The sequence below is a fragment of the Stenotrophomonas sp. FR012 genome, assembly GCF_047520565.2.
GTDB lineage: Bacteria > Pseudomonadota > Gammaproteobacteria > Xanthomonadales > Xanthomonadaceae > Stenotrophomonas > Stenotrophomonas sepilia.
On sequence record NZ_JAXBQL020000004.1, the window covers coordinates 26,204 to 50,990 of the forward strand.

Sequence of the window (24,787 nt, forward strand, 5' to 3'; positions counted from 1 at the left end):
ATCTGCAGTAATCTCATTAGAAAGGATGGTGTGAGTATGGGCTTAATAAATCGTTCTAGCTTGAGTAATGTCACTGGCGCGAAGTGGACCGTGGATAAAATTTCACCAAATGAGCGTTAGACTGAGAAAGTGTAGATTAAGTTAAAGTGATTAATGATTGGTTGGATGGTCTTGATGTAAGGGGATTTATTGGTAGTGTGGGGCTTCTTGATGTTGATGTGATCTGGTGGAATTGTTTTGACTATCTTCCCGGTCTTTCGCTTGAAGAGAGGAGGCAGTTCTTCCGATGGGGGTCGGGTGCTGTTTTAAGTGAAGGGAGGGCTAGGCTCGAAGATGTGAATGGTTTTTGGGGCGGTGCCGTTAATGAGCAGATTGAGCGTTTCATGGCGGCTTGACCGCCTGAGTTGGACTGAGATCCGGACATGTTCTGGGTTGCCAAGCCTGGATATGGCTGGGTTCCTGGCGGTTTTGTCTGGAAGCTGGAAGATGGTAGCTATTTCAGTCCGTAGATCTAAGTGCTGCTGGGGGGCGGATCGAAGAAAAATGAATCCGAAACATGGACGAGGGTCTTAACCCAGTCGGTCGCTGACGGAATCGGAGAGGGTTTATTGATGAGTGACTCGTTTGAGATTGCCATGGAGGTCGTCCCGTGGGTCAACGAGTCCTAGGTGCTGGAATCGATCGGTCGCACGGCTGAGTCCGTCTCGCGGACCGAGCTGGATGGCGAGCCGATAGCGGTTGGCGACTGGCTTGCGGGAAATGTCGATGACTTCCCGTGCAGTTCTTGCATGATCCAGGAGATCAATGGTTTTAGGCTGGAATTCGCCGTTCATATTCCTGCGTTGCTGATTCGCGTCTTTAGATTCGACAGAACGGTAAGTATAGATTTCTCATTCGAGATGGATTGGTCGGATGTTGCCGTGGCCATGCCCATACTCCATAGGCATTTCCAGCAATTGAAGTTGCTAAGTGAAGCGCGCACTGTGTTTGGAGGGATGGAGCCGGCGCAGGATCTGGACACTAGATTTTTCACTGATGATGCGCGCGGCCCTTTGGGGAGTTCCATTGTCTGATCTGGAAGGGAATCGCCGCTCCGTGAGGGCTTAGGCTTGATCTCTTAGGGGATTTCAACCACTGGCGATTGCGGCAAGGGTGATTCACAAGGGTTGGGTACTACGTGAAGCTGAGTGGGATCGGTTCTACGGGTGGGGGGGCGAAGTCCCGGTTGATCGATCCGATCATCAACGTCGACGCGGCTCGAAATCCCAATGATCGCCTGCAGAAGATGCGGGGCGCGCAATAACATCTCGATGAACGCCGGGGGCGATACCGCGTTGCGTGGTGCCACGGCGACCGATGATCGCATCCTATAATGTCAGATAGGAAGGTTTTGGTGCTCGGCCAGGAAGCTGCTGTGAAGGGTTACAAGGACGCTGTTGCTGCGGGGAAGAGGATATATGAGTCCAATGCGGGAGGCGTCTCTTTCGTTGTGTACATCGATGATGCCGGTGTAGTTAAAAATTTCCACCCTAAGTGAGGTTGGTATGAGTGATCAGTTGTTTGGATCTTGGATGGATAAGAGGGATTCTGATTGGGTGGTTTTTGCTTACTTTGATTGGATTTATTCTTCGGGAGTGTTTATTCAGATGCTCGAGTGTTTATCAAGGGGCTGGGGTTTTGGCACCGATGATGTTGACTGTAGATTCCCAGATAATAGTAGCTTCGACGTGGATGATCACTTTTCTGGGGTGGAATTTTCATATGGGCTCAAGTATGACCCGGACGTTGTGATTGTTAGTGATGAAGAGTTTAGTCGATACCTGGGTATGGCATGTCTCAAGTATATAGAAAGAACTCCGGGATCGGCTGAGTACGTTCGCTCAATGCTGTGCCGGAATGAGCTGGGAAATGGCTAATCCAGACTGCGGCCCTGCTGATGATTGCAGCATCGTTGATGCGGGCGCTGTGGCTGGCGCTGTTGCCATCGCTGATGAGCCGTCTGCTTACGCATTACTGGCGAGCTCGCTGTGCCTGTGCCATCGCCAGAAACTTATTGGGTGCTTTAGGGTAGGATTTGGCCGGGATCGCGTTGAATGCGGGGATTGCCAAGAACTCGGTTGAGAATAACTTCCTTGCTGAGGATCAAGCTCGAGTAATGAAGCAGCAACTCGACGAGTATGGCAGCGACACGTCATGCCAAAAGATGGTGCGTGACGTTGCCAAGCAACTGTCGGAGCGAATGGACTGTGAGCTGCTCTCGGTTTGTACAGCGAACTCGGCGAGCCCTGCGTGTCAGGCGTTTGTGAATGCGGCTGTTTCGTACAAGTATGGGTTCGTGGCCCGGAGAGCTTGGACTGTTCGATGATTCAAACGGAGGCGGTTCTGGCGCTCTCTAAAGCGGTGGGAGCGCTGGCGGGTGGGTTGTCGGGCAGGATCTGGCGGGGACCGTGTTGAATGTGAGGATTGCCAGGAACTTGTTTGAGAACAACTTCCACGCAGGGGATCAGGCGAGCGCAATCTGGTGCGAGTTGGGCGACTGATGTGCGGGACAAGTCGATAGGTAATGGGGGCAAGTAGGGGTGAGGCTAGAATGAGGGATGAAGTCTATTCTGCAGTGATGAATTCTTCGTTTGGGTTGTCTCTTGGTGCCGTCTGGCAGCACATGACGATGGAGATGGGGGATGTTGGGATTTCTGGAAGGAGGGGCGCGTTCTTCGAGTTGATGGGGCGTTTGCTGAGAGAGCGGAAAGTAAAACTCGCATCGGACGGGAGGACCTTGGAGGGTGACTGGCGGGAACAATTGTTGTTCATCTCAAAGGCATGGCTTGAGAGTCCTGGCGAAGATGATATTGATGGATTCGGCCTTTGGTTCTTGATCGATGCTCCGGCGGGCTTGGTTTGGATTGGCGCAGATGGCCGTGAGCATTGGACGTAGCATTCCAGTCCAAATCGATCACACCTCACCATCGATGGCAAACAGATGTTGGCGGCTGAGCTGGGCGTCAACATCGATACCAGCGCAGCGCGCGGTGAAGGCATTGCTGATGCAAGCACTTTGCTGATGGACAGGCAGGCGACGGCGGCTGCCGCAGGTACGGTGACGGCCACCAGCCAGCTGATTGCCAATGGTGTTTGCAGTGCGCATGTGAGCCGGTTCAGAAGAGAGGGGGCGGGATGAGTGTTGGTGATATGGGAGATTTCAAAGAAATTTCTGTTCAGGCTGCATATGTGTTGATGTGCGTTTTCCTGCAAAATTATTTGGATAGGGGTAGTAATCAGGACGCTCTTGTTGATCTATTATCTTCGGCGCGCTCTTTTTTGTGGGCAGATGACCTGCCCAACGATCCGGTAATGTGGGATGACTGGCGCGACGCGTTTGCAGAGGTCAACACCGCTGGGGGCGCACTTAATGCTGAATTCTGTGTCGCACGAATGAGTTCATCGGGTGGGTGTTTGACGTTGCTGAATTCGTTCTCAGTAATGCTGGTATTCCTCGAGGCGATTTTTGATCGATCCGGTGAGGGTCTTCCACTGTTCGAAGTTATTGGGCGTCTCACGTCGCCTTTAAATGATTCCAGTTGCCTGAATGATGCCGCTGTCTGGGTTGAGTGGATGGAGTCGGTTGGAAAGGTTAGGTCGCAGGGGTTTGGGTAGCGGCTTCTCTGATGGCAATAGCGATTGAATGGGGTGGGGCGGGCGATGCAAGAGGATCTTGAATTCGGTTGTGAATTCGAAGTCGAGATTCTTGCCGGCCGCAGTAGGCCTCATGTTGAGGTGACAGAGGAGCCTGCCTGGAGCAAGGTTTAGTTTCGTGGCGAGTTTGGATAGAGGATAATGAAAGTAAGGATTGAACCCACCTTCGGCAGCGCCGTCGGTGAAGCGGTGCAGAGCACAGATGCAACCTCAGATGGGTTGAGCGAGAAGGAAGCACTGGCGATCGTGGTAGGTGACAGGTTCCGCGCCTATCTCCGTCACTGGAGGCTGTACGAAGCAAGCGGCGGGGCGCCAAGGCGCTGGAACTGGCCGGCATTCCTGTTCTCGTCGCTCTGGTTCTTCTTCCGGCGCATGCATGCGTGGGGCGCGATCTGGTTCATCCTTTCGCCGTTGCTGATGACCACCTTCGTGCTGCTGGGGCTGCCATGGTTGTCCTTGCTCTCCTTCGTGGTGTTTCGCGTACTTGCAGGAATCCTGGCGAATCCGCTGTACCTAGCGCATTGCCGAAGGATTGTCCGCAAGGTTGATGCCGAGCATCGCGGGGCACATCGGCGGCACCTTGAGCTGCAGAAGGCTGGTGGTGTCAGCTACACCACTCTGGTGATCGCCTTGGCGGTAACGGCCTCACAGAACACCCTGATCAAACTGATCGTTGGTTCGATATCAGAGCCAACGCCCACGCAGTCTGCTGTGCACGTGGCGGCGAACCCGCCGTATCTGCCGGACCCGCAGATGGAGGAAGCAGAGCGGGTGGCGTACCAGGAGCAAATGCGTGCGATCACAATGACGGCGTGGCCAGCAGGTGTCCCCATCGAGGGCAATGCCTGCATTGTCGAGCTGCGACTGGCGCCCCCGGGGCGAGTGCTGGAGGCCAATGTTTTGGAGCCGTGCACGTTGAGCGAGGAGCAGCGCGAGATGATGCTGGGCGAGATCAGGCGCACGGACTTCACGATCGAGGGGAAGATGCGGTTCTTCAACAGGCATACCCTCATCGGCTTGCGCAGGTAATGAGCATTTCGCTGTTTCTCGAAGTCGAAGCCGGTGCAGATCTGGCTGCCGTGCTGCACGCTCTGGATTCGATCCAGGCCGAGTACTCCGACGGTACTGACGGTCTGCGTGGATATCTTCCAGCATCCAACACCGGCTTCGGGTTCGGCATCGTCGACCCGCCGGAAGCTGTCGTAGCGGAAGGGATTAGGCCTCGTGGCAGGTGGGCCTGCTGGGTTCGTTCCATTTCCGCGCGTGCAGGTTTGAAAGCGCCTGGGAGGAAATCTGCCACTTCATCAAGCGTTACGCCGCGGCGTGCGAGTTCCGGTTTGTGCTCTCTTTCCAGTTCGAGAGCGTCTATGCGGCAAGGCTCGGGAAGGATCTGGTCTTCCCGGGGCCAGCTACCCCGTAATGCCGCGCAACGGGCTGGCAGGTCCCTGTCTGATCCCATCTCGCTACCCGTGGCGATATACCTTATGGATAGAAAGCCCTCGTGAGTCGTCCTATTTCACACCTGTCTGCACAGTTCCAGAGTTTTAGATCGATATAATAATATCGACCCATAAAGTTTCCCCTGCCTGCGCCGCCATCGATCGTACGGCCATGATCAAGGGAATTGAGATGCTCGCCTTACGCAACCTCCGTGTGGGATCCCGGCTGGGGGCCGGGTTCGGTTTGCTGCTGCTGTTCATCGTGGCCATCGTCGGCCTGGCGCTGTACGGAAACCATCTGAAGTCTGCCCAGTTCTCGAAAGTGGTGGACGTAAATATGGTGAAGATGCGGCTGTTGAACGAGATGCTGGATACCAACAACGCGGTGCTGATGCATCGCCGGCTGATGGTGATCAAGCGCGGCGAGGATTTCGACAAGGATTATCAGAAGGCGCAGGAGCTGTCGCAGACCTACGACGGTATCTGGGCCAAGTACATCAAGATTCCGCGCGACGCCACCGGCGATAGCCTGGTTGCGAAAATCGACGCGGCACGCAAGGCCACCGACGCCTCCACCCAGCATCTGCACGAGCGCATGAAGGCCGGTGATTTCGAAGGTGCGGCCAAGGAACTGCTCGCCGAGCACGGCCTGGCGACCGCATGGAATGAGACGATCTCGACCCTGCTGCGGCATCAGGAGACACTGACCGCGCGCAGCCGCGAGGAATACCGTTCAACCGAATCCTGGACCGGCACGCTGTCGATCGTGTTCGGCGTGCTGAGCCTGATACTGGGCTCGCTGGCCGCGTGGGCCATCACTCGCAGCCTGACCCGCCCGCTGGAAGGTGCGGTGAAGCTGGCCGACGGCATCGCCAACGGGCGGCTGGACAACAGCATCGACGCGTCCGGCAACGATGAGGTGACGCAGCTGCTCAGGTCGATGCAGCGCATGCAGGCGCAGTTGCAGTCGGTGATGGCGGCGCAGGGCGAGTTGGCCCGTCAGCACGATGCCGGCAGCCTCAGCTATCGCATGGACGAGAGTGCCTTCCCCGGCGACTACGGGCGCATGGTGCACGAGACGAATGCGCTGGTCGGCTCGCACGTGCAAGTGCAGAACCGGCTGATCGAAGTGATGAAGCATTACGCCCGTGGCGACCTGTCGGTGGACATGGATCCGCTGCCGGGCGAGAAGGCGGCGATCACCCAGGCAATGGACGAGACCAAGACCAGCCTGTCGGCGATCAACGGCGAGATCCGCCGGCTGGCGACGGCCGCGGCGGCGGGCGACTTCAGCCTGCGCGGCGATGAAGATCGCTTCGCCTACGATTTCCGCGACATGGTGGCTGGACTCAATCGCCTGATGCAGACCACGGACGAGAACCTGGTGCAGGTGTCGACGCTGCTGCAGGCGATTTCGCGCGGTGACCTCACCGTACGCATGCAAGGTGATTTCCACGGCGTGTTCGCCCGCATGCGCGATGACTGCAATGCCACCGTCGATCAGCTCAAGCAGATTGTCGGCCGCATCCAGTCCAGTGCGTCCAGCATCAACCTGGCAGCAGGCGAGATTGCCTCGGGCAACACCGATCTGTCGCGGCGTACCGAACAGCAGGCGGCAAACCTGGAAGAGACCGCAGCATCGATGGAGGAACTGACCTCCACCGTGAAGCAGAACGCCGAGCATGCACGCCAGGCCAATCAGCTCGCCATCGGCGCGCACGGTGTCGCCTCGCAGGGCGGCGAGGTGGTCGGCCAGGTGGTCACCACGATGTCGGCCATCGAAGCCTCGTCGAAGAAGATCGCCGAGATCATCAGTGTCATCGACGGCATCGCCTTCCAGACCAACATCCTGGCCTTGAACGCGGCGGTGGAAGCCGCGCGTGCAGGCGAGCAGGGCAGGGGCTTTGCGGTGGTGGCCAGTGAGGTGCGCACGCTGGCACAGCGCTCGGCCGGTGCGGCCAAGGAGATCAAGGGCCTGATCGAGGACTCGGTCGGCAAGGTCGCCGATGGATCGGCGCTGGTCCGCCAGGCAGGCACCACGATGGGCGAGATCGTGGCGTCGGTGCAGCGCGTGACCGACATCATGGCTGATATCTCCGCCGCATCGCAGGAGCAGAGCTCGGGCATCGAGCAGGTGAACCAGGCTGTGGTGCAGATGGATGAGACCACGCAGCAGAATGCGGCGCTGGTGGAAGAGGCCAGTGCAGCGGCACGCTCGATGGAAGAGCAGGCCAACCTGCTGGCTGAGGCGGTTTCGGTGTTCCGCACGGGTGCGGCGACGGCAGCGGCGGTGGTACGCCCCGCATTGGCAGCGGTAGCTGCGACGGTCACCCCGGTACGCCGGCCCGCTGCGCTTTCACCCCGCATCGAACCGACACTGGCGGCCAATGCCGGTGGTTGGGAAGAGTTCTAGAACGTGGCACGCCGGTAGGGAGACGGCGCCCATCACGATGGCTGATCGTGATGGGCGCGGATTTTCTTCCTGAACGCGCGATGGCCGATGAGGTGGCGGACACGCGCATTTCACCTTGGGTTGCCAACCGCGGGAGGACACTTGCGCCATACCGGAACTCAGGAGATGGCCATGAAGACCTCGACCCGATTGCTTGTGCTGGGCACCCTGCTGGCGGCTTCGTCGGTGGCCGGCGCGCAGACGTATGGGCCGCGCGATGAGGGACGCAAGTTCAACGACGGCAGCCGCGTGGTCTGCAAGAACGTGGAAGTGCAGCGCAACTCGCGCGATCCGAACCGCATCGCCGGTACGGCCACCGGCGCGGTGATCGGCGGCCTGCTGGGCAACCAGGTGGGCGGCGGCAATGGCAAGAAGCTCGCTACCGTGGCCGGTGCTGTGGCCGGTGGTGCGGCCGGTCGCCAGATCCAGGGCAACAGCCAGCAGAAGAACGGCGACCGCGTGGTCGAGCGCCGTTGCGAGCGCGTCTATCGTTGATCGGTTGCCGACAGCGCCCGTCCCCCCTTGCACATCGCAGTACTCGAACGCCGGCCCCGCGCCGGCGTTCTTCGTTCCGGACCTGTATCGCTGACTCCGGCGTCGTGCCTATACTGCGCCGACTCAACGGATGAATGTCCAGTGAACGAATCGGCTCCAGCTCCCCAACCGGCACCGCTCGCAAGGCATGACCCGATACCGGAAGCGACTGCCCATCCCCATCGGGTGCGTGATCGCACCGATGAACTCGAGCTCTTCATTTCGGGCCTGCTGGCGTTCGCGCTGCTGGCCGTGCCGGGTTATCTGTTCGACGCCTGGGCGCGCAGCAGCCTGCACACCGAAGGCATGTACTTCCAGATGCTCTGGTTCGGTTTCAGCATCAGTGTCGGCATGTGCTATGTGCTGGCAGTGGCCTTGATCATCCACCTCACGGTGCGCGGCTACTGGATCGGGCTGATCGGCCTCAGGTCGCATTTCCCCGATGGCATTGACTGGGACCGCCTGCCAAGAATGGGGGCGGTCACGCGCGCCTTCCTGCAGGCCCGGGACGGAGGCCTCGATGGCAGCATCGAACGTGCCGACCGGCTGGCGACGATGCTGTTCTCGACCACCCTGCTTGCCGTACAGACATTGGCGGGCACTCTGGTATTGGCCGTCCTGACGCTTGGTGTGTCGATGGTGATCGGCGCGCTGTCCGGCGGCGCCGATCATGTCGCCATGCTCGCCCTGTGCACCGTGCTGGCCGCAATGTTGGCGCTGGCTGTTACCCCCGGGATCCTGGAGAAGATCGTGGCGCGGCGGCAGGAGCGCGGGCAGCCCCATGAGCGACCGCAGCGACTGCTGCAGGGCATGCTGGCGGCACTGCAACGGGTTCCGCTGTTGCGCCTGATGCAGACCATGCAGCTGACCATGCAGAGCAACCTGCGCTCGCGTTCGTTCATGGCGGCCTACCTGTTCGCGGTGCTGGTAGCGATGCTGCTGGCGGCCGTGCAGGTGATGGCGTCGTTGAAGTTCTCGCTGTTCAACCGTTACCAGATCGTCACCGAAGCGGCGGTTGAGCACGGCATGCTGAGTGCGCATTACGAATCGATGCGTTCGGCGCATGACCAGCTGCTGCCGTACCCGATGATCCCGTCGGACACGTTCAGCGGTGCGCAGCTTCGTTTGTTCATTCCGCATCGCCCTCAACGCGACAATCCGCTGGCGCGCCAGCATTGCACCGCACTTCCGGACGCGCGCAATGAGGCCACCGGGCAACAGGCCGCCAATGCCGCAGTGGAGTGCCTTTCCCGGCTCTGGCAGGTCAAGCTGGACGGCACCCCGGTCGACCTGCATGGCTTCGTGCCCATGGAGCGGCGTGACCTGGATATGCGCGGCCTGGTGGGGTACCTGCCTACCCGGGGGCTCGCACCCGGACGCCATGACCTGGAACTGGTGTGGAATGCTGCAGGCGGCGAGCGGGGGGCCGGACGGCGCCGCGCGTTCCGCATCCCGTTCTGGTATGCCCCGGATCCATAAACGATGGATCAAAGCGGCCATGCCGCGCCGCTTGAACTGGCCGCTTACGACTTAATTCCCTCCGTCCCCTTTTTGGCGAGGAGGCGCCAGGAGGCGAGGCTGCCGTAGAGCAGCAGCAGGACGGTGAGGGTGATCAGTTCGTGGCTGACGTCGGCCAGGCGGGCGTCCATCTGGTTCAGGCGCACCATCAGATTGATGCCCGAGGTGGTCGGCAGCAGCTGTGCCAGCCAGACCAGCGGTTGCGGCGTCATCACCGCCGGCCATGACAGGTTGGCCAGGAAAAACAGCGGGATGGAGGTGGCGATGATGTACTGGAAGGCGCGCTCGCGGGTGCGGAAGAAGCTGCCGACGAACAGGCCGAAGGCCACGGTGGTGGCGATGAACAAGGTGCCGCCCAGCAGCTGGCCCATCGGGTTGCCGCCGCGTGGATAGTCCTGCACCCAGGCAGTGAAACCGGCGTACCAGAACAGGCCGAACAGGCCGATCAGGCCGAAGCCCAACGCCATGCCGGCCAGCGCCGGCAGGTCGAAGCGCAGGCGCCGGCCCAGTGCGAGGCGGCGGCCGCCGAGCAGAACACCGATGCCCATCAACAGCGTCTGGTGCACGATCAGCTCGGCCACGCCGGGCACGATGGCGCTGCCATAGCCTTCCTGCGTGTTGTACAGCGGGCGCTGCACCAGGATGACCGGCGGTGCCTGCGGCGCACCCATGAAGGCGGCCTGGCCGACCACCGCATCACGCCCGAACGCACCCAGCGCATCAGCTACGCTGCCCAGCACCCAGCTGGCGCGGCCCAGGTAGGCACCGTTGCCAAGCAATACCAGCTTGGCCGGATGGCCGCGCAGGATGTCGCGCTCCAGGTTGGCCGGGATCACGACGATGCCTTCGGCGTGGCCGGCTTCGAGCTGCTGGCGTGCGCTGTCGACGTCCGCCGGTTGCCCGACCACGCGCGCAACGCGCAGTGCGTCGAGCTTGCGCAGCAGCTCGCGGCTGGTCGCGCTGTGGTCATCGTCCACCACCAGCACCGGCAGGTTGCCGGCCACCTGGTGCCGATAGGCGGCTGGATAGAAGAACGAATACAGGATCACCGCACCGACCATCACCACGATCGCGTAGCGGTCGCACAGCACCGCCATCAGGGTCTGCCGCAGGCTGCGCCAGAGCATGCTCATGCGTCAGCCCCTGCGGATTGTGCGGCGGCGGGCGTGCGTGCAAAGGCGATCAGGCGCAGGCCGCCGATGCCACCGGCCACCACCGTCATCAACAGCAGCGTAGCCAGCGGCCATGCCGAAACCTGCAGCGGCGCGCCGATGAACTGCTGCTGGGTCTGCAGCTTGATGTAGGCGCTCAATGGCAGCAGCTGGTGCCAGACGCGGGTAAACAACGGCCCGTCCAGTACCGGGAAAGTAGCGCTGGAGAACGCCAGTGCGGTGCCGATGCTCAGACCGACCGCAGACAACGCGGTGCCCATGTCGCGGGTGACGCCGACGAAGAACAGCGCGTAGGCGGCCGTGGCCAGGTAGAACAACGGCTGTGCGAGCAGCAGCAGGAGTACGCTGCCGGCCACACCATCGCCGCGCAGCCAGGCCAGGTAGCCGATGCCGAGCGCGCCATACAGCGAGAACAGCAGGAGGTGCGGCGCGACCTTGCCGGCGATCGCCGACCACGGCGTGCGAGCCAACCAGGCGGGCAGGGTGCCATCTCGGATCTCGCGGCCGAGGCTGCCGGCCACCGCAAGTGCCAGTACCAGTGACAGCACCGCCGGGAAGATCAGTGGCAGCAGGAACAATTCGTAGCTGCGCGCCGGGTTGTAGAGGATGTCCGACTGCACCGCGATCGGCGCCGCGCGCAGCTTGCCCGGGCCGACCTGCAGGCCGATGCGCTCGCGCAGCAGGCGTGCGTTCCATGCGGAAACCGCGTCGCCGATATCGCGCGCCGCGGACTGGCCGGTGGTCATGTAGGTGGCGTTGTAATAGGCGAACACCGTGCCCTGGCGTCCACGCAACGCCTGGCGGGTGACATCGCGCGGTACCAGCACGATGGCGAACACGTCCAGGCGGCGCAACTGCGAGCGTGCGTCCTCCAGGTCCGCTGGCTGGCTGGCGACGCGTACGCCGGGACTTGCGTCGAGCATGCGCATCAGCAGGCGGCTGTCACTGCTGTGGTCAAGGTCGACCACAGCAATCGGGATATCGCGCATCACCGACGGCGTGAACATCCATGCCATCACGACCAGCATCAGTAGTGGCAGCAAGGTGACCAGCAGCAGGTCGGCACGGTTGCTGCGCAGCGACTGCAGCTCGCGCCGCCACGAAGCGGCGAAGCCGTTGCGGTCCGGGCTCAGTGCTGGGGCCATGCGAACAGCACGCTCATGCCGGGGCGGAAGCCCTCGATGCGGCGTACCGGGCGCACCCGCACCTCGAAGCTGCGGACGTCATAGCCGGACGACTGGCGGGTGGTACGCCAGGTTGCGTAGTCGCCGGCCGGATTGATGAAGTAGACCTCGAACTCACCATCCAGGCGCAGCGCCGGCACGCTGCCCTGCAGTTTGCTGCCGACCTTCAGGCCCTGCATCTGCGATTCGCGCAGGTTCATCGCCACCCACATGCGGTCGATGTCGACCAGGGTGAACACCGGATAGCCGGCTGGCACCAGCTCGCCCGGATCGGCCATGCGCTTGTTGATCTCGCCCGCCACCGGCGCGCGTCCTTCCACTTCTGCTCGCGCGGCGTTGACCTCGGCCACCGCGCCCTGCGCCTGCTGTACCTGGCCCTGCGCGGCGCGCTTGTCCTGCTCTCGGGCGCCCGCCAATGCCATGTCGTACTGCGCGCGGGCGGCGCGGGCCAGTTCGCGCGAACTGGTGGCCTGGGCATGCGCTTCATCGCGCTTCTGCCGGGTCATCACCCCTTCGTTGAACAGGTTCTGCACGCGCTGGTAGGTCGCTTCGGCCAGCGTCGCGCCGGCTTCGGCCCGCTTCCAGTTCGCTTCGGCGGCACGGATGTCTTCGCTGCGCGCGCCTTCATCGGCCTTGTCGGCCACCGCCTGCGCAGCGGCCAATGCACCGTGCGCCTGCTGTTCCTTGGCGGCCACTTCGGGACTGTCGAGCAGGAACAGCACCTGCGCGGGCTGCACGCGATCGCCCTCGCGCACCTTCAGCTCGGCCACGCGCGCGGTGATCTTGGCGGCCACGTTGATCGTGTCCGCATCGGCCATGCCCTGGATCTGGTCGGCCGGGCTGCGCCAGGCCAGCCACAGGCCGAGCACCACCGCGACCAGCAGGACCACCAGCAGGATCGGTCCCAGCCGTCGCTTGCCGGGGGGCGTCGTCGCATCGTCGTGCAGCACATCACTCATGGTCGATCACCTCGTCCGCACGCCGCCGGAATTCTTCGAAACGGTCCATCTGTCCACTGATCTCCAGCAACTGTGCCAGCGCAATGTCGTATTGGTAGGCGGCCTGTGCGCGCTCGACACGGGCGCCGCCCAGGCCGAGCCGCGCATCGATCACATCCAGCGAGGTGGCCTGGCCTTCGCGGAATGCCAGCTCCTGCAGGCGCAGGTTTTCCTGTGCCTGGGCGATGCTGCTGTCGAGCAGCACGAACTGCTGGCGCGCGGTCTCAAGTTCGTTCCAGGCCTTGCGCACGCCCAGTGCGACCTGGTTCTCGGCCTCGCGCAGGCCCGCTTCGGCCTGGTCCTGCTGCGCACGCGCGGCGCTGATCTGCGCCGGCCGCGAGTTCGGCGACAGGAAGGTGTACTTCAGGCCGATGCCGAACGCCCAGTCCGGGTCGGTCAGCATCTCGTCGCGGCGACGGAAGTCGTACTGGCCGAAGGCGAAGATCTGCGGCTTCAGCTTGGCCTGCTGCACGCGCACGCCCTGTTCGGCCTGCGCCACCATCGCGCGCAAGCGCGCGATCTGCGGCTGGCGCGCCTGCGCCGTGCGCTCGAAGCTGGCCACCGGTTCCATCGGCACGCGCTGCACGAACAGCGGCGACACCGGCTGCACCTCGCCACCACTGCGCAGCAGCGTGGCCAGCGCGGCCTTCAGCGTGGCCAGGTCGTTCACTGTCTTCTGGTACTCACGCTCGGCCTTGTCGCGGGCCACGGTGGCCTGCAGGCGCTGGGCGCGGGTGGCGAAGCCCTCGCGCTCCAGCTTTTCTGCATCGGACAGGTGGCGGTTGAGGCCGTCGCGTACGTCGCGGCGCACGTCCACCGCCTGCTCGGCCAGGCGCTGGCCGAAGTAGGCCTGGGCCAGCTGCACGGTCAATGATTGGCGCTGTGCCTCGCGCTCGGCGTTGGCCTGCTCATGGGCGGCGCTGGCCGCACGTTGCGCGGCCGGGATCACGCCGCCGGTGTACAGCGGCAGCATCGCGGTCACTACCGGGCGTGTACGCCAGTCGCGCTCGGTGAACGACAGCGGCGAATCGATACCGAAGGCTTCAGCCACGGGCGCCAGCGAACCCAGTGGCAGGGTCAGGGTCTTCTGGAACTGCAGGCGGCGTACTTCGCCGGTGATCTCCGGCAGGCGCAGCAGGCGCGTGGCGTCCTGCAGGTCCTGCTTGTTGCGTACCGCTGCATCAGCCGCCGCCAGCGCATCGGAGACCTGCTCCAGGCGTTGGCGTGCCTGTTCCCAGTCCAATGCGGGGGTGTCGTTGCTGTTCTGCGCGGACGCAGCGGTTGGCAGGCAGGTCGCCAGCACCAGCGCCAGCGCGGCCTTCGCGCGGTGCATCCTTGTACGTCGGCCGATCACGCGCATGCCGTCCCAGTGGTAAAGAAGTGCGCAAACGGTAGTGCGCGCGGCGTGAAGCCCGAGTCTGCGGTCATCGGATTGTCCTCAACGAAGGGTGCCGCTGGCTGCAGTGCGCAGCGCCTGGGTGATGTGCTGCAGCGTGCTTGAGCGCACGGCGGCATGTTGCCAGTACAGCGGCACATCCAGCCAGCGGCGGGGTTCCAGTACCACCACGCGGCCGGCGCGCACGGCGGGCGCGACCAGGGTTTCCGGGGCCATGCCCCAACCGAGTCCGCACGCGGCGGCTTCGACGAAACCGGTGGAAGAGGGCAGGTAGTGTAGCGGCGGCTGCAGTCGCGCGCGGGTCAGGCGCCGCACGAAGCGCCATTGCAGTTCATCCTTGCGGTTGAACACCAGCATCGGTGCGCGCGCCAGGGCCGCGGCCTGCATGCCATCGTTGAAGTATTGGCGGGCGAAGCCGGGCGAAGCGATCGCGTGGTAACGCATGGCGCCGAGCGGGTGCACGTTGCAGCCCTTCACCGGCTGGCTTTCGGCGGTCACTGCGCCGAGCACGCTGCCATCGCGCAGCAACTGCAGGGTGTGGTCCTGGTCGTCCATGCGCAGGTCGAACAGGTAGCCATGGCGCTGGTGCAGGTCAGCGATGGCGGGCACGAACCAGGTATCAAGCGAGTCGTCGTTGACCGCCAGGGGGATGGGCGTACGCGTAGCGTCGTTGCCACGCTCGGGTAGCAGCTCGGCCAGCGCCTCGGCTTCCAGTGCCTGCATCGGGCGTACCCGGCGCAGCAGCGCTTCCCCCGCAGCAGTCGGTCGGCAGGGTGCCTGGCGCACCACCAGGACCTGCCCGAGCCTGTCTTCCAGCGCCTTGATCCGTTGCGACAGTGCTGATGGGCTGATCGACAGGCGGCGTGCCGCAGCCTCGAAGCTGCCTTCTTCCAGCACCGCAGCGAATGCGGCCAATTGTGGATGTACCAGATCCATGCCGGTGCCCCTTCAGTTTTCCTGCACAGGATAAAGAAAAATCAGATTGTCTAAACATCGCCATTGGCCTCACCCTGCGTGTCCCCTCGCTGCCTGGCCTGTCCTGATGTGGATCGCCGCTACCGCCGCCGGCCTGTTCGCAGGTGCCGGCCTGATCATCGCCATCGGCGCACAGAATGCCTTCGTGCTGCGCCAGGGCCTGCAGCAGCGGCATGTGGGCAGGGTGGTGCTGGCCTGCGCCGGCGCGGACATCGCGTTGATCCTGGCCGGCGTCGGTGGCATGGGCGCGCTGGTGCTGCAGTGGCCGTTGCTGCTGCAGGTGCTGCGCTTCGGTGGTGCGGCGTTCCTGCTCTGGTATGGCGTGCAGGCGGGACTGCGTGCGTGGCGCGGTGGTGGCGTACTGGCCGCCACCGAGGCGCAGGGCGGCAGCGGACGGCAGGTGCTGCTGACCTGCCTGGCGTTCACCCTGCTCAACCCGCATGTCTATCTGGATACGGTGGTGCTGCTGGGCAGCCTGTCCACGCGTTACCCGGGTGACCTGCGCTGGGCGTTCGCCGCCGGTGCGTGCGCCGCCAGCGTGGCCTGGTTCTGCACGCTGGGCTATGGCGCGCGCCTGTTGCAGCCGGTGTTCCGCAGGCCGGACGCCTGGCGGGTGCTGGATGGGGGCGTCGCGATCTTCATGTTCTGCCTGGCAACGGTGCTTCTGTTGCGTCCGCTCTAGGCCGCATCCACCGCGCACAATGGCGCTTCGCCGGGGCGCAGGGTCAGTACGCGCACACCGTTGCGGGTGACCGCCACCGTGTGCTCGAACTGCGCCGACAGCTTGCCGTCGCGGGTGTAGACCGGCCATTGGTCCGGCTGCTGGCGGATGGCCGGCTTGCCCTGGTTGAGCATCGGCTCGATGGTGAACACCATGCCCTCCTCCAGCACCCTGCCGGTGTTGGGATGGCCGTAGTGCAGGATCTGCGGTTCCTCGTGCATTTCCTGGCCGATGCCATGGCCGCAGTATTCCTTCACCACGCTGTAGCCGTGGCTGCGCGCGTGGCGGGCGATGGCGTGGCCGATGTCGCCCAGGCGTGCACCGGGGCGCACCGCAGCGATGCCTTTCCACATCGCCTGGTAGGCGGTCCGCACCAGCCTGCGCGCGGCGTAGTCGACCTCGCCCACCAGGTAGGTGGTGCTGGAGTCGGCGATGTAGCCGTTCTTCTCCAGGGTGATGTCGAGGTTGACGATCTGGCCGTTACGCAGCACGTCGGTGGTGCTGGGTACGCCGTGGCAGATCACGTTGTCGATCGAGGCGTTGAGCACGTACGGGAAGCCGTACTGGCCCTTGCTGGCCGGCCGCGCCTGCAGCTCGTCAACGATCATGCGTTCGACGAAATCGTTGATCTCCATCGTGCTGCGGCCCTGCAGTGGCAGCCGGTCGAGCGCGGCGAACACCTGCGCAAGCAGGCGCCCGGATTCGGCCATCAGCGCGATCTCGTCGGGGCGCTTGATGATCGCCATCTGCTCAGACCTGTCCCGGTGCCAGCAGCGGCGGCTGCACGCCGGCAGCCCGCAGTTCGCTGGCGACGATGTCCTGGAAGCTCAGCGTGGGATTCATTTCGCACAGCATGCCGACCCGGATCCAGAAGTTGGCCTGGGCGTTGATCGAACGGCTGGAGACAGTGCAGGCACGGCGCAGCTGGTCGTGCAGGGTGTCATCGATGTTGACGATGCCCATGGGCGGTCCTGGCGGAGTTGATATACGAAGCATATATGTTTCGTATATATGCCTCAAGTCCGCATTGTTCAGTCCAGGTGGGTGGCAAAACGCAGGCGGTTGCCGTCGGGGTCGCGCAGCAGCATCTCGCGGCTGCCCCAGTCGGTGTCATGCGGTGGCTGCTCGATCGGCACGTTGGCGGCGCTGAAGGCGCGGTACAGGCTGTCGACGTCGTCGACGATGAAGTACACCGCGCCGCCGACCTCGCAGTCACCGCTGTGCTCGGTGAGGAAGATCGTCTGGCCATCGCGGGTGAGCTGGGCGAACAACGGCAAACCGGCTTCGAAGCGGTGTTCCCAGTCGACCACGAAACCCAGCCCCTGCACGTAGAACGGCAGGGTGGTATCGGCATGGCGCATGCGCAGTTGCGGGATGACGGTCTGGGGCATGGCGAGGGCTCCGGGTCGGGAGTCCAGTGTAGTGCCGGCCGCTGGCCGGCATTCCTGTGAGCCCGGGAACAACGAGGTTGCCGGCCAGCGGCCGGCACTACCGAAGCCACGCCGGCCAACGGCCGGCATTGCCGACGCGGTCAGCAGGCCGTCGGTGCGGCGGCGATTGCCGCCAGCAGTTCGCGGTTCACCTTCTGGTGACGCGCCTGCCAGACGGGAAGATCATCGGCCCTGATGTCCGGTTGGCCATCCAGCGACGACAGCCAGCGCTTGAAGCGGCTCTGGTAGCTGGCCAGCGAAACTTCGCCGGTGATGTCACTGCCGACCAGGCCACCGGCGCGCAGTGCTTCGATCACCACCAGTGCGTGTTCCAGCTGGAAGCGGCCCTGGTCCCAGTTGCTGCGCGCAACGTCCTCGGCGAATACATCCTTGTCGATCGACAGGTAGGTGGGCTGCGGGGATGTGGCCTGCTCGGCGGCGAACGCGGCGACCAGTGCCTCCGGGTGCTCGAAGCGTCGGAACGCACGGCCCATGCCGAGGCGGTGGCCCCAGCCCACGTCCACGTCCATGCACCAGTACGTCAGGCGTCCACCCATCAGCGGTCGCCAGTGGTTCTCCCAGGCATGACCGAGGCCGATATCGCTGGAAGTGATGCCGAGCACATGGATGTGCGAGATCTGCGGCAGCTTGCTGGCGGCGTTCACCCACGAGCCGCAGTGCATGCCGAGCGGGAACCGCATGTTGTCCGGATGGTTGTCCAGCACCACCAGCTGGAACGGGGCCTGCCCGCGCATGCGGCGCAGCAGTGGCAGGCTGAGGTGGTGGAAGTCGCCACTGCCGAGCATGACGGTTCCGAGCTGGGCCGGCAGTGGTGCCAGCACGTCAGCGGCGAAACGGTCCAGGGTGGCATTGCTGCAGGCAAAGCGCAGCGGGTCATGCCACTGCGGCAGGGCCAGGGTCTGCGCCTGTGGCAGCGGCAGCACGCCACCGTCCAGGTCCAGGATCAGCGGGGAACGCAACGGCATCATTCAACCGCCTCCATCAGGTTCGCCCTGCAGATAGGGTGCCAGCCTGCGCAGCGCAGCGCGCAGCAGCGGGGAGCGTGCGTGGATCGCGTGCCGGGTGGAGGTGAAGCGCGCACCCAGTTCGGCCTTGATGCGCGAGTCGGTCCAGCCGGCCACGTAGTGGCTCAGGCCGTGCCGCAGCGCGTACTCGAGGTTGTGCATCCAGCTGACCGCGTACAGGTTGTGCTCGCGCGACTGCGGATAGGCCAGGCCGATGTACTTGTCCACCAGCTTGCCGGCATGCACGTAGCACAGGTTCCAGCCGATCAACCGGCCCTGGTGGCGGTACAGGAACATCCGTCCCTGGCCCTGGCTGTCGGCCAGCAGGTACTGGAAATAGGGCAGGTCGAGCTGGTCGAAATGCACCGCGCTCTGCGCGTATACGTCCAGGTACAGCGCGTACAGTTCGGCCTGCAGTTGCGGGTCGGCCAGGGCCGGGTTGCCGGTGGCGATGCAGTCGATCTGCAGGTCATCGCGCGAACGCAACTTGCGACGGATGTTCTTGCGGCGCGAGGACGACAGGCGGCCGAGATAGTCGTCGAGCGAATCGAAATCGATCGCCACCCAGGCCAGCGGCATGCCTTCCAGTTCGACGAAGCCGCGTGCCAGCAGCGCCTGCAGGAAGGCGCCGCTGTGTGCGTTGGCCGCGTCGTCCAGCAGCGGTGATTCGACTGCCAGGTCCTTCACCACCAGTAGCCGGGTATCGCCGATCGCGTGACGCGTCACGTCCTCAGCCAGCGCCTCCGGGGCAACGTGTGCCGGCAGCGGGGTGTACTCGGTGCTGGTGGCACCGACGAAGCGCGTCTTCCAGGTGATCCACGGCCGCCACAGGCGCGACAGCGGCAGGCCGAGTAGCCTGCTGCGCAGTTCGTCATCCATCGTGGTGGTCAGGTCCAGCGGCGCACGGAAGGTCGGCAGGCCGCTGGGAAGGCGGCCTGCCTCGAATCCGAGCGGCGGGTGGGCCAGGAAGCCCTCCAGCAGCGCGGTCGGTTCCAGCGCGGTGCTGGAGGGGCGTGACGTCATCTCCATCGGCACGGGAACCGGCAGCGCATCGACCTCAGCCCTTGGCCTTGGTCAGCGCCTGGTCGAGCAGGGTGATCGCCAGGTCGATTTCTTCGTAGCTGATGTCCAGCGACGGCGCGAAGGTGATCACGTTCTTGTACCAGCCACCCACGTCGAGCACGAGGCCCATGCGCTTGCCGTCGTGCAGCAGGTCACCGGCCAGGCCGATGTCGACCATGCGGTCCAGCAGCTCCTTGTTCGGGGTGTAGCCGTCGGCCTGGCAGATTTCCGCACGCAGCGCCAGGCCCAGGCCGTCGACGTCGCCGATTTCCGGGTGGCGCTTCTGCAGGCCGCGCAGGCCGTCGAGGAAGTACGCGCCCTTTTCCGGCACGGTGCGCTCGTAATCCATTTCCTTGCCCAGCTTCAGCACTTCCAGGCCCAGGCGGGTGCCCAGTGGGTTGGAATTGAAGGTGGAGTGGGTGGAGCCCGGCGGGAACACGGTCGGGTTGATCAGCTCTTCGCGCGCCCACAGGCCCGACAGCGGGTTCAGGCCGTTGGTCAGCGCCTTGCCGAACACCAGCACGTCCGGGGTCACGCCGAAGTGCTCGATCGACCACAGCTTGCCGGTGCGCCAGAAGCCCATCTGGATTTCATCGACGACCATCAGGATGCCGTACTTGTCCAGCACGCGCTTGAGGCCGGTGAAGAAGTTGCGCGGCGGGATGACGTAGCCACCGGTGCCCTGGATCGGCTCGACGTAGAACGCGGCGTACTCGGCCTGGCCGACCTTGGGATCCCACACGCCGTTGTACTCGCTTTCGAACAGGCGCTCGAACTGCCACACGCAGTGGTCGGAGTACTCGTCCGGGGTCATGCCCTTCGGGCGACGGAAGGGGTACGGAAACGGGATGAACATCGCGCGCTCGCCGAAGTGGCCGTAGCGGCGGCGGTAGCGGTAGCTGGAGGTGATCGACGACGCACCCAGGGTGCGGCCGTGGTAGCCGCCCTCGAAGGCGAACATCAGGCTCTTGCCGCCGCGCGCGTTGCGCACGATCTTCAGCGAGTCTTCAATGGCCTGCGCACCGCCGACGTTGAAGTGCACGCGGCCGTCGAGGCCGAACTTCTCGTGCATGTCCACGGCAATGGTCTTGGCCAGCTGCACGCGGGTCGGGTGCAGGTACTGGCTGGCGACCTGCGGCAGGGTGTCGATCTGGTCCTTCAGTGCATCGTTCAGGCGCTTGTTGCTGTAGCCGAAGTTGCACGCCGAGTACCACATCTGCAGGTCGAGGTAGGGCACGCCCGCGCCGTCGAACATGTAACTGCCTTCGCCGCGCTGGAAGATCTTCGGCGGATCGACGTAGTGGACGGTGTCGCCGAAGGAGCTGTAGCGGGCTTCGTCGGCCAGCAGCTGCGCATCGGAGGCAGCGGCGTCGGCGTTCTTGTCAAAAATATTCATGCAGTTCGGTTCCGTGAAGGACGTTCGAAAGGGGTAACAGGGGAGCGCGCCTGGAAGGGAGTGCTCAGGCGGTGGCAAGCAGCAGGGGCAGTGCGGCGGGCTGCGGGCTGGCGTCGAGGCGACGTGGCTGCAGCAGGCTGCCATCGAGCAAGCGCGGCAGCAGTGCGATTGCATCGTGGAAGGTGTCGATGGCGGCATGCTCGATGCCGGCATTCGTGCAATGGGTAATCAGGCGGCGCTTGGCGAACACGAAGTCGGCGTCTTCGGACACGCAGAAGTCCGAGCTGCCGTCGCCGATCATCAGCACGCGCGGTGCTTCGTTGGCGCGCGCCTGCGCGGCGCAGGCGCATTTGCAGGTGCCACTGCGGCAGCCTTCGGCCTGGTAGGGCGATTCCAGTTCCCAGTGGTCATCGCACCAGCGCAGGTGGTTGGCCACCACCGGCAGCTGCGCCAGGCCGTGGTTGGCGAGGATGCGATGGATCGCATAGTCCAGGCCGTCGCTGACGATGCGCAGTGGCAGGCCCAGCTGCTCGGTGCGAGCGACGAAGGCGACGAAACCTGGATCGATCTGCACCTGGTCCAGATGGGCATCAAGCGTGGCCGGATCCAGTTCCAGCAGCCGCACCTGGCCCTGCATGCATTCACGCGAGCCGATCTTTCCCGCCTTCCACTGGTCTTCCAGTTCCTGCCAGCCCGGTTGGCCGTACTTTTCCAGCAGCGAGTCGATGACATCTTCGAGGCTGATGGTGCCGTCGAAGTCACACAGGATGCTCCAGTGCATGGGCAGGTCCGTCGATGAGAAAGGCGTCCGGCACATTGCCGGGGCAGGCTCAATGTAGGCAGGCCGCCTTTCTCGTTCCTTTCCTGTTGAACGGCGCTTTTGACGGGCTGGGAAAGCGTTCAGGAAAGTACATGGATGAATGCGCGGAGCGCAGGCCACGCATGCACGTGCGGGTCAGGCGTGGGCTAGGACCTGCAGTATTTCGCCCGTTTCCTCACGGGTCTGCCAGGCGCTGTTGCCAAGGGTGAGCATGCGTGCGGCGAAGTCACGTGCATTGGGCACGTCCTCCTGCGGCACGATGCCACGCAGGTAGGCGTAGTCGGGCAGGGCATGGATGAACATGCGGCTGGCACCGAGGCCGCGCGGCCACAGGTCGTCCAGCGCGGCATCGCGCGCGCGCTGGCTGGGCAGCAGCAGCATCAGCATCGGCCAGGTGCCGCCGGTGCCGGCCAGGCCATCGACCACCTCCACCGCTGGCAGTTGTGCCAGCTGCACGCGCAACTGCAGTGCGCGCAGGCGCCCGGCCTGCAGGAACGCCGGCAATCGCCGCGCGGCATGGGCACCGATGTTCTGTCGCCATCGACTGACCCGGTGCTGCGGTATGTCCAGCGGGAAAATGTCACCGACCGCGTCTTCCAGATCGCCACGCTGCAGTGCGCTGCGCAGCGGATTGCCGTACACCAGCGACAGCAGCGAGGGGCGATAGCAGGCGGCAAGGCCAAGCAGCTGCACACTGCGAAGCAGCTCCCAGCGCAGGTTGAAGCGCACCTGTTCGGCGGCATGCTCGGCCAGTTCGGCGCGCAGTTCGTCATCGCGGCTGACCAGCAGGCCGCCTTCGTGCAGGCTCAGCCCCTTGCCGGCGGCCAGGCTGAAGAATCCGATGTCGCCACGCAGGCCGACACTGCTGTTGCCCACCCGTGCGCCCAGCGCCTGTGCGGCATCTTCGATGACCCAGGCGCCGGCGCTGCGGGCGATGTCGCAGGCCCGTTCGACATCGGCGATGCGACCGCCGAGGTGGGTTGGCAGGATGGCCAACGTACGCGCATCGGCCAACCGTTCGAGTTGGCCGGGATCGAAGTCGAAGTGGCCGCGCCGGGTATCGCACAGCTGCACGCGCAGGCCGAGGCTGTGCACCGCGATCGGCACCAGCGGGCAGGTGTAGGCCGGCATGATCACTGTGTCGCGCCTGGGTGCGCGCTTGCGCAAGGTGCGCAGGGCGATCAGCAGCGCGTGCGTGCCGGAACAGGTCAGCTGCAGCGGCGGCGTGCCCAGCTGGTTGGCCAGGATCCCGCGCAGGTCACCACCACCGGGAAGGAAGTCGCTGGCCTGCATCGGCAGGCCGGCGGTCGGTGGCAGTTCGCGCGCGAACAGGCTCATCGCAGCCCGCTCACGAGGTGCTTTCGGCGGGGCTGTGCGGGTCGTCCGCTTCCGCGCGGCCGAGGCAGACGATGCCGGCCACGATCAGTACCGCACCAACCAGGTGGTGCAGGGTGAGCGGCTCGTTCAGCAGCCAGGCCGACAGCAGCAGCACACTGATCACTTCCAGGTGCGAGGCCGCGAATGCCGGGCCGATCGGCGCATGCCGCAGCAGGCTCATCCAGGTGAAGAACGCACCCACGTAGCCGAGGATGGCGCCGTACACCCATGGTTGCGACAGCACGCGCAGCAGCCAGGTGGTGTTGGCCTCGACCGGCAGCGCAGCATCGCCGGCGTACTTGAAGCACAGCTGGGCCAGGGTGTCGAAGGCCATCAGCAGGGGGAAGCCGATCACATACAGGCGCCTCATGAGCCGGCCCCCACCACCGCCACGCCTGCTGTGACCAGCAGCATCCCGGTCACCCGCAATGGCGTGAGCTTCTCGCGGAACAGGATGCGGCCGGCGATCATCAGCGCCACGATGTTGATCGAGCCCAGCAGCACGCCCTTGGACAGCGGAACCAGTGACAGGAAGGCGATCCAGGCGACGAACTCAAGCACGTAACAGGCGATGCCGATCCACAGCCAGGGGCGGCTGAGCATGTGCTTCCAGCGCTGCAGTCCCTCGCCCTCCTGCGGGTCGCTGGCGGCGGCCTTGAAGGCGAGCTGGCCACCGGTATCGAGCACGACATTGGTCAGCCACAGCAGCGTGGCAAGTGCCCCCATCTCAGGCCACCGCCTTGAGGACGCCGCTGCGTTCACCGATCCCGGTGAAGAAGCGCGCGCTGCGGCGGATCACCTCGCGGCGTTCGCGGTCGATCGTGATCATGTGGTAGCTGTCCTCCAGCACCACCAGTTCCTTCGGGCCACTGACCCGCGACATCACCAGTTCGGCATTGCCCATGCTGGCCACGTCGTCTTCGCGCGCGTGCATCACCAGGCACGGGGCGGTGACCTGGTGCAGGTGGCGGCGGGTCCAGTTGCTCAGCGCACGCATCTCGGCCAGCGCGTGCCAGGGATTGCCCGGAAGGCCTGCCGCCGCGCTGTCGCCGGACAGCATGGCGGCGCTGACCTGCGCACGCAGGCGCTCGTCGCGCAGGCCGTACGGCGGTTCTTCCATGAACATGCGGTCGCGGCCGATATTGAAGCGCTTGAACCACGGCAGCAGGAACGAGAGGCGGGCGACAGCGGGTATGTTCCAGCCGTCGTAGCGGAACGTGGCGCCATACACGCCGACGCCGGACACCCAGTCCGGTCGTCGAGCAGCAAGTGCCAGCGACAGCACCGCGCCCATCGACAGGCCACCGACGAACAGCTGGTCGACCTTGCCGCGCAGGCTTGCCGCCGCATCTTCCACGCCCTGGTACCACTGTTCCCAGGTGGTCGCCAGCAGGTCATCCACGGTGCCACAATGGCCGGGCAGCTGCACGCCGTGTACGGTGAAGCCGGCGTTGTTCAGCCCTTTGCCCAGCATGCGCATTTCCGCCGGGGTACCGGTCAGGCCGTGAACCAGCAGCACGCCCTGCGGGCCACCGGGGAGGAAGAAGTCGTGCGAGTCGGTCACCTGGCGGCTCCGGGACGGCAGTGGGGAGGGT

The 24,787-nt window shown here is 64.2% G+C and carries 27 protein-coding genes; 10 read left to right on the top strand and 17 right to left on the bottom strand.

Annotation, left to right across the window (positions count from 1 at the left end):
- Nucleotides 1–146 precede the first annotated feature (146 nt).
- The 4 genes from ACM0O9_RS08305 to ACM0O9_RS08320 all read left to right on the top strand — a co-directional run bounded on the left by ACM0O9_RS08305 (nt 147) and on the right by ACM0O9_RS08320 (nt 2,935).
- A complete protein-coding gene (locus tag ACM0O9_RS08305; RefSeq protein WP_134955893.1) occupies nt 147–395 on the top strand; it encodes a hypothetical protein in 249 nt (82 codons plus the stop codon).
- Between the two features lie 273 nt (nt 396–668).
- On the top strand, nt 669–1,073 hold the full coding sequence (locus tag ACM0O9_RS08310; protein WP_235649734.1) for a Cdi1I family immunity protein: 405 nt from the start codon (nt 669–671) through the stop codon (nt 1,071–1,073).
- Between the two features lie 471 nt (nt 1,074–1,544).
- Entirely contained in the window at nt 1,545–1,916 is a 372-nt protein-coding gene (gene cdiI, locus ACM0O9_RS08315) for a ribonuclease toxin immunity protein CdiI (RefSeq protein WP_141239355.1), read from the top strand.
- A gap of 674 nt (nt 1,917–2,590) precedes the next feature.
- On the top strand, nt 2,591–2,935 hold the full coding sequence (locus tag ACM0O9_RS08320; protein WP_065196596.1) for a DUF596 domain-containing protein: 345 nt from the start codon (nt 2,591–2,593) through the stop codon (nt 2,933–2,935).
- Between the two features lie 18 nt (nt 2,936–2,953).
- Here ACM0O9_RS08320 and ACM0O9_RS08325 read toward each other — a convergent pair whose 3' ends face one another.
- The gene (locus ACM0O9_RS08325; RefSeq protein WP_065196529.1) at nt 2,954–3,145 is read right to left on the bottom strand and encodes a hypothetical protein; all 192 of its coding nucleotides are present in this window, start codon (nt 3,143–3,145) and stop codon (nt 2,954–2,956) included.
- A 29-nt stretch (nt 3,146–3,174) separates the two neighbouring features.
- Here ACM0O9_RS08325 and ACM0O9_RS08330 point away from each other — a divergent pair, with 29 nt between their 5' ends.
- The 5 genes from ACM0O9_RS08330 to ACM0O9_RS08350 all read left to right on the top strand — a co-directional run bounded on the left by ACM0O9_RS08330 (nt 3,175) and on the right by ACM0O9_RS08350 (nt 9,597).
- Nucleotides 3,175–3,654 carry a hypothetical protein gene (locus ACM0O9_RS08330; RefSeq protein ID WP_235649735.1) on the top strand — a complete coding sequence of 160 codons (480 nt, stop codon included), beginning with the start codon at nt 3,175–3,177 and terminating at the stop codon, nt 3,652–3,654.
- Between the two features lie 180 nt (nt 3,655–3,834).
- The gene (locus ACM0O9_RS08335) at nt 3,835–4,722 is read left to right on the top strand and encodes a hypothetical protein (RefSeq protein ID WP_414603947.1); all 888 of its coding nucleotides are present in this window, start codon (nt 3,835–3,837) and stop codon (nt 4,720–4,722) included.
- A 600-nt stretch (nt 4,723–5,322) separates the two neighbouring features.
- Entirely contained in the window at nt 5,323–7,545 is a 2,223-nt protein-coding gene (locus tag ACM0O9_RS08340; protein ID WP_235649737.1) for a methyl-accepting chemotaxis protein, read from the top strand.
- A gap of 165 nt (nt 7,546–7,710) precedes the next feature.
- Nucleotides 7,711–8,079, top strand: coding sequence for a glycine zipper 2TM domain-containing protein (locus ACM0O9_RS08345; RefSeq protein WP_005415760.1), 369 nt, complete (start codon nt 7,711–7,713; stop codon nt 8,077–8,079).
- A 27-nt stretch (nt 8,080–8,106) separates the two neighbouring features.
- Nucleotides 8,107–9,597 carry a hypothetical protein gene (locus tag ACM0O9_RS08350; RefSeq protein ID WP_495495883.1) on the top strand — a complete coding sequence of 497 codons (1,491 nt, stop codon included), beginning with the start codon at nt 8,107–8,109 and terminating at the stop codon, nt 9,595–9,597.
- 44 nt (nt 9,598–9,641) lie between these two features.
- Here the strand turns inward: ACM0O9_RS08350 and ACM0O9_RS08355 are convergent, their stop codons facing one another.
- The 5 genes from ACM0O9_RS08355 to ACM0O9_RS08375 form a co-directional block, all read right to left on the bottom strand.
- On the bottom strand, nt 9,642–10,769 hold the full coding sequence (locus ACM0O9_RS08355) for an ABC transporter permease (protein WP_235649739.1): 1,128 nt from the start codon (nt 10,767–10,769) through the stop codon (nt 9,642–9,644).
- Nucleotides 10,766–11,953 carry an ABC transporter permease gene (locus ACM0O9_RS08360; protein WP_414603946.1) on the bottom strand — a complete coding sequence of 396 codons (1,188 nt, stop codon included), beginning with the start codon at nt 11,951–11,953 and terminating at the stop codon, nt 10,766–10,768. The genes ACM0O9_RS08355 and ACM0O9_RS08360 overlap by 4 nt, the downstream gene beginning before the upstream one ends.
- Entirely contained in the window at nt 11,938–12,951 is a 1,014-nt protein-coding gene (locus tag ACM0O9_RS08365; protein ID WP_414603945.1) for an HlyD family secretion protein, read from the bottom strand. The genes ACM0O9_RS08360 and ACM0O9_RS08365 overlap by 16 nt, the downstream gene beginning before the upstream one ends.
- Nucleotides 12,944–14,350, bottom strand: a complete 1,407-nt coding sequence (locus tag ACM0O9_RS08370; RefSeq protein WP_414603944.1) for a TolC family protein — start codon at nt 14,348–14,350, stop codon at nt 12,944–12,946. The genes ACM0O9_RS08365 and ACM0O9_RS08370 overlap by 8 nt, the downstream gene beginning before the upstream one ends.
- Before the next feature lie 78 nt (nt 14,351–14,428).
- Nucleotides 14,429–15,322, bottom strand: a complete 894-nt coding sequence (locus ACM0O9_RS08375) for a LysR family transcriptional regulator ArgP (RefSeq protein WP_065196521.1) — start codon at nt 15,320–15,322, stop codon at nt 14,429–14,431.
- 106 nt (nt 15,323–15,428) lie between these two features.
- Between ACM0O9_RS08375 and ACM0O9_RS08380 the strand changes: the two genes are divergently transcribed.
- Nucleotides 15,429–16,043: a LysE/ArgO family amino acid transporter gene (locus ACM0O9_RS08380; RefSeq protein WP_065186715.1), complete on the top strand. Its 615-nt coding sequence runs from the start codon at nt 15,429–15,431 to the stop codon at nt 16,041–16,043.
- Here ACM0O9_RS08380 and map read toward each other — a convergent pair.
- The 11 genes from map to ACM0O9_RS08435 all read right to left on the bottom strand — a co-directional run bounded on the left by map (nt 16,040) and on the right by ACM0O9_RS08435 (nt 24,756).
- Complete coding sequence (map, locus tag ACM0O9_RS08385) at nt 16,040–16,822, bottom strand: type I methionyl aminopeptidase (RefSeq protein ID WP_170944914.1); 783 nt, start codon at nt 16,820–16,822, stop codon at nt 16,040–16,042. The two genes, ACM0O9_RS08380 and map, sit on opposite strands and share 4 nt — an antisense overlap.
- 10 nt (nt 16,823–16,832) lie before the next feature.
- On the bottom strand, nt 16,833–17,045 hold the full coding sequence (locus ACM0O9_RS08390; protein ID WP_005415768.1) for a ParD-like family protein: 213 nt from the start codon (nt 17,043–17,045) through the stop codon (nt 16,833–16,835).
- Between the two features lie 68 nt (nt 17,046–17,113).
- On the bottom strand, nt 17,114–17,473 hold the full coding sequence (locus ACM0O9_RS08395) for a bleomycin resistance protein (protein WP_053498166.1): 360 nt from the start codon (nt 17,471–17,473) through the stop codon (nt 17,114–17,116).
- 140 nt (nt 17,474–17,613) lie between these two features.
- Complete coding sequence (locus ACM0O9_RS08400) at nt 17,614–18,498, bottom strand: arginase family protein (RefSeq protein WP_065196595.1); 885 nt, start codon at nt 18,496–18,498, stop codon at nt 17,614–17,616.
- Between the two features lie 3 nt (nt 18,499–18,501).
- The gene (locus ACM0O9_RS08405; protein ID WP_065179651.1) at nt 18,502–19,566 is read right to left on the bottom strand and encodes a GNAT family N-acetyltransferase; all 1,065 of its coding nucleotides are present in this window, start codon (nt 19,564–19,566) and stop codon (nt 18,502–18,504) included.
- A 28-nt stretch (nt 19,567–19,594) separates the two neighbouring features.
- Complete coding sequence (locus tag ACM0O9_RS08410) at nt 19,595–20,995, bottom strand: aspartate aminotransferase family protein (protein ID WP_005408663.1); 1,401 nt, start codon at nt 20,993–20,995, stop codon at nt 19,595–19,597.
- Nucleotides 20,996–21,059: 64 nt separating this feature from the next.
- Complete coding sequence (locus ACM0O9_RS08415) at nt 21,060–21,776, bottom strand: MtnX-like HAD-IB family phosphatase (protein ID WP_005415773.1); 717 nt, start codon at nt 21,774–21,776, stop codon at nt 21,060–21,062.
- A gap of 174 nt (nt 21,777–21,950) precedes the next feature.
- Entirely contained in the window at nt 21,951–23,153 is a 1,203-nt protein-coding gene (locus ACM0O9_RS08420; protein WP_065179650.1) for a DegT/DnrJ/EryC1/StrS family aminotransferase, read from the bottom strand.
- A 10-nt stretch (nt 23,154–23,163) separates the two neighbouring features.
- A complete protein-coding gene (locus ACM0O9_RS08425; protein ID WP_235649744.1) occupies nt 23,164–23,562 on the bottom strand; it encodes a DMT family transporter in 399 nt (132 codons plus the stop codon).
- Nucleotides 23,559–23,918, bottom strand: coding sequence for an EamA family transporter (locus tag ACM0O9_RS08430; RefSeq protein WP_065186714.1), 360 nt, complete (start codon nt 23,916–23,918; stop codon nt 23,559–23,561). The genes ACM0O9_RS08425 and ACM0O9_RS08430 overlap by 4 nt, the downstream gene beginning before the upstream one ends.
- A gap of 1 nt (nt 23,919) precedes the next feature.
- Nucleotides 23,920–24,756 (bottom strand): alpha/beta hydrolase, encoded by an 837-nt coding sequence (locus ACM0O9_RS08435; protein ID WP_005415777.1) that lies wholly within the window; start codon nt 24,754–24,756, stop codon nt 23,920–23,922.
- Nucleotides 24,757–24,787: the final 31 nt, after the last annotated feature.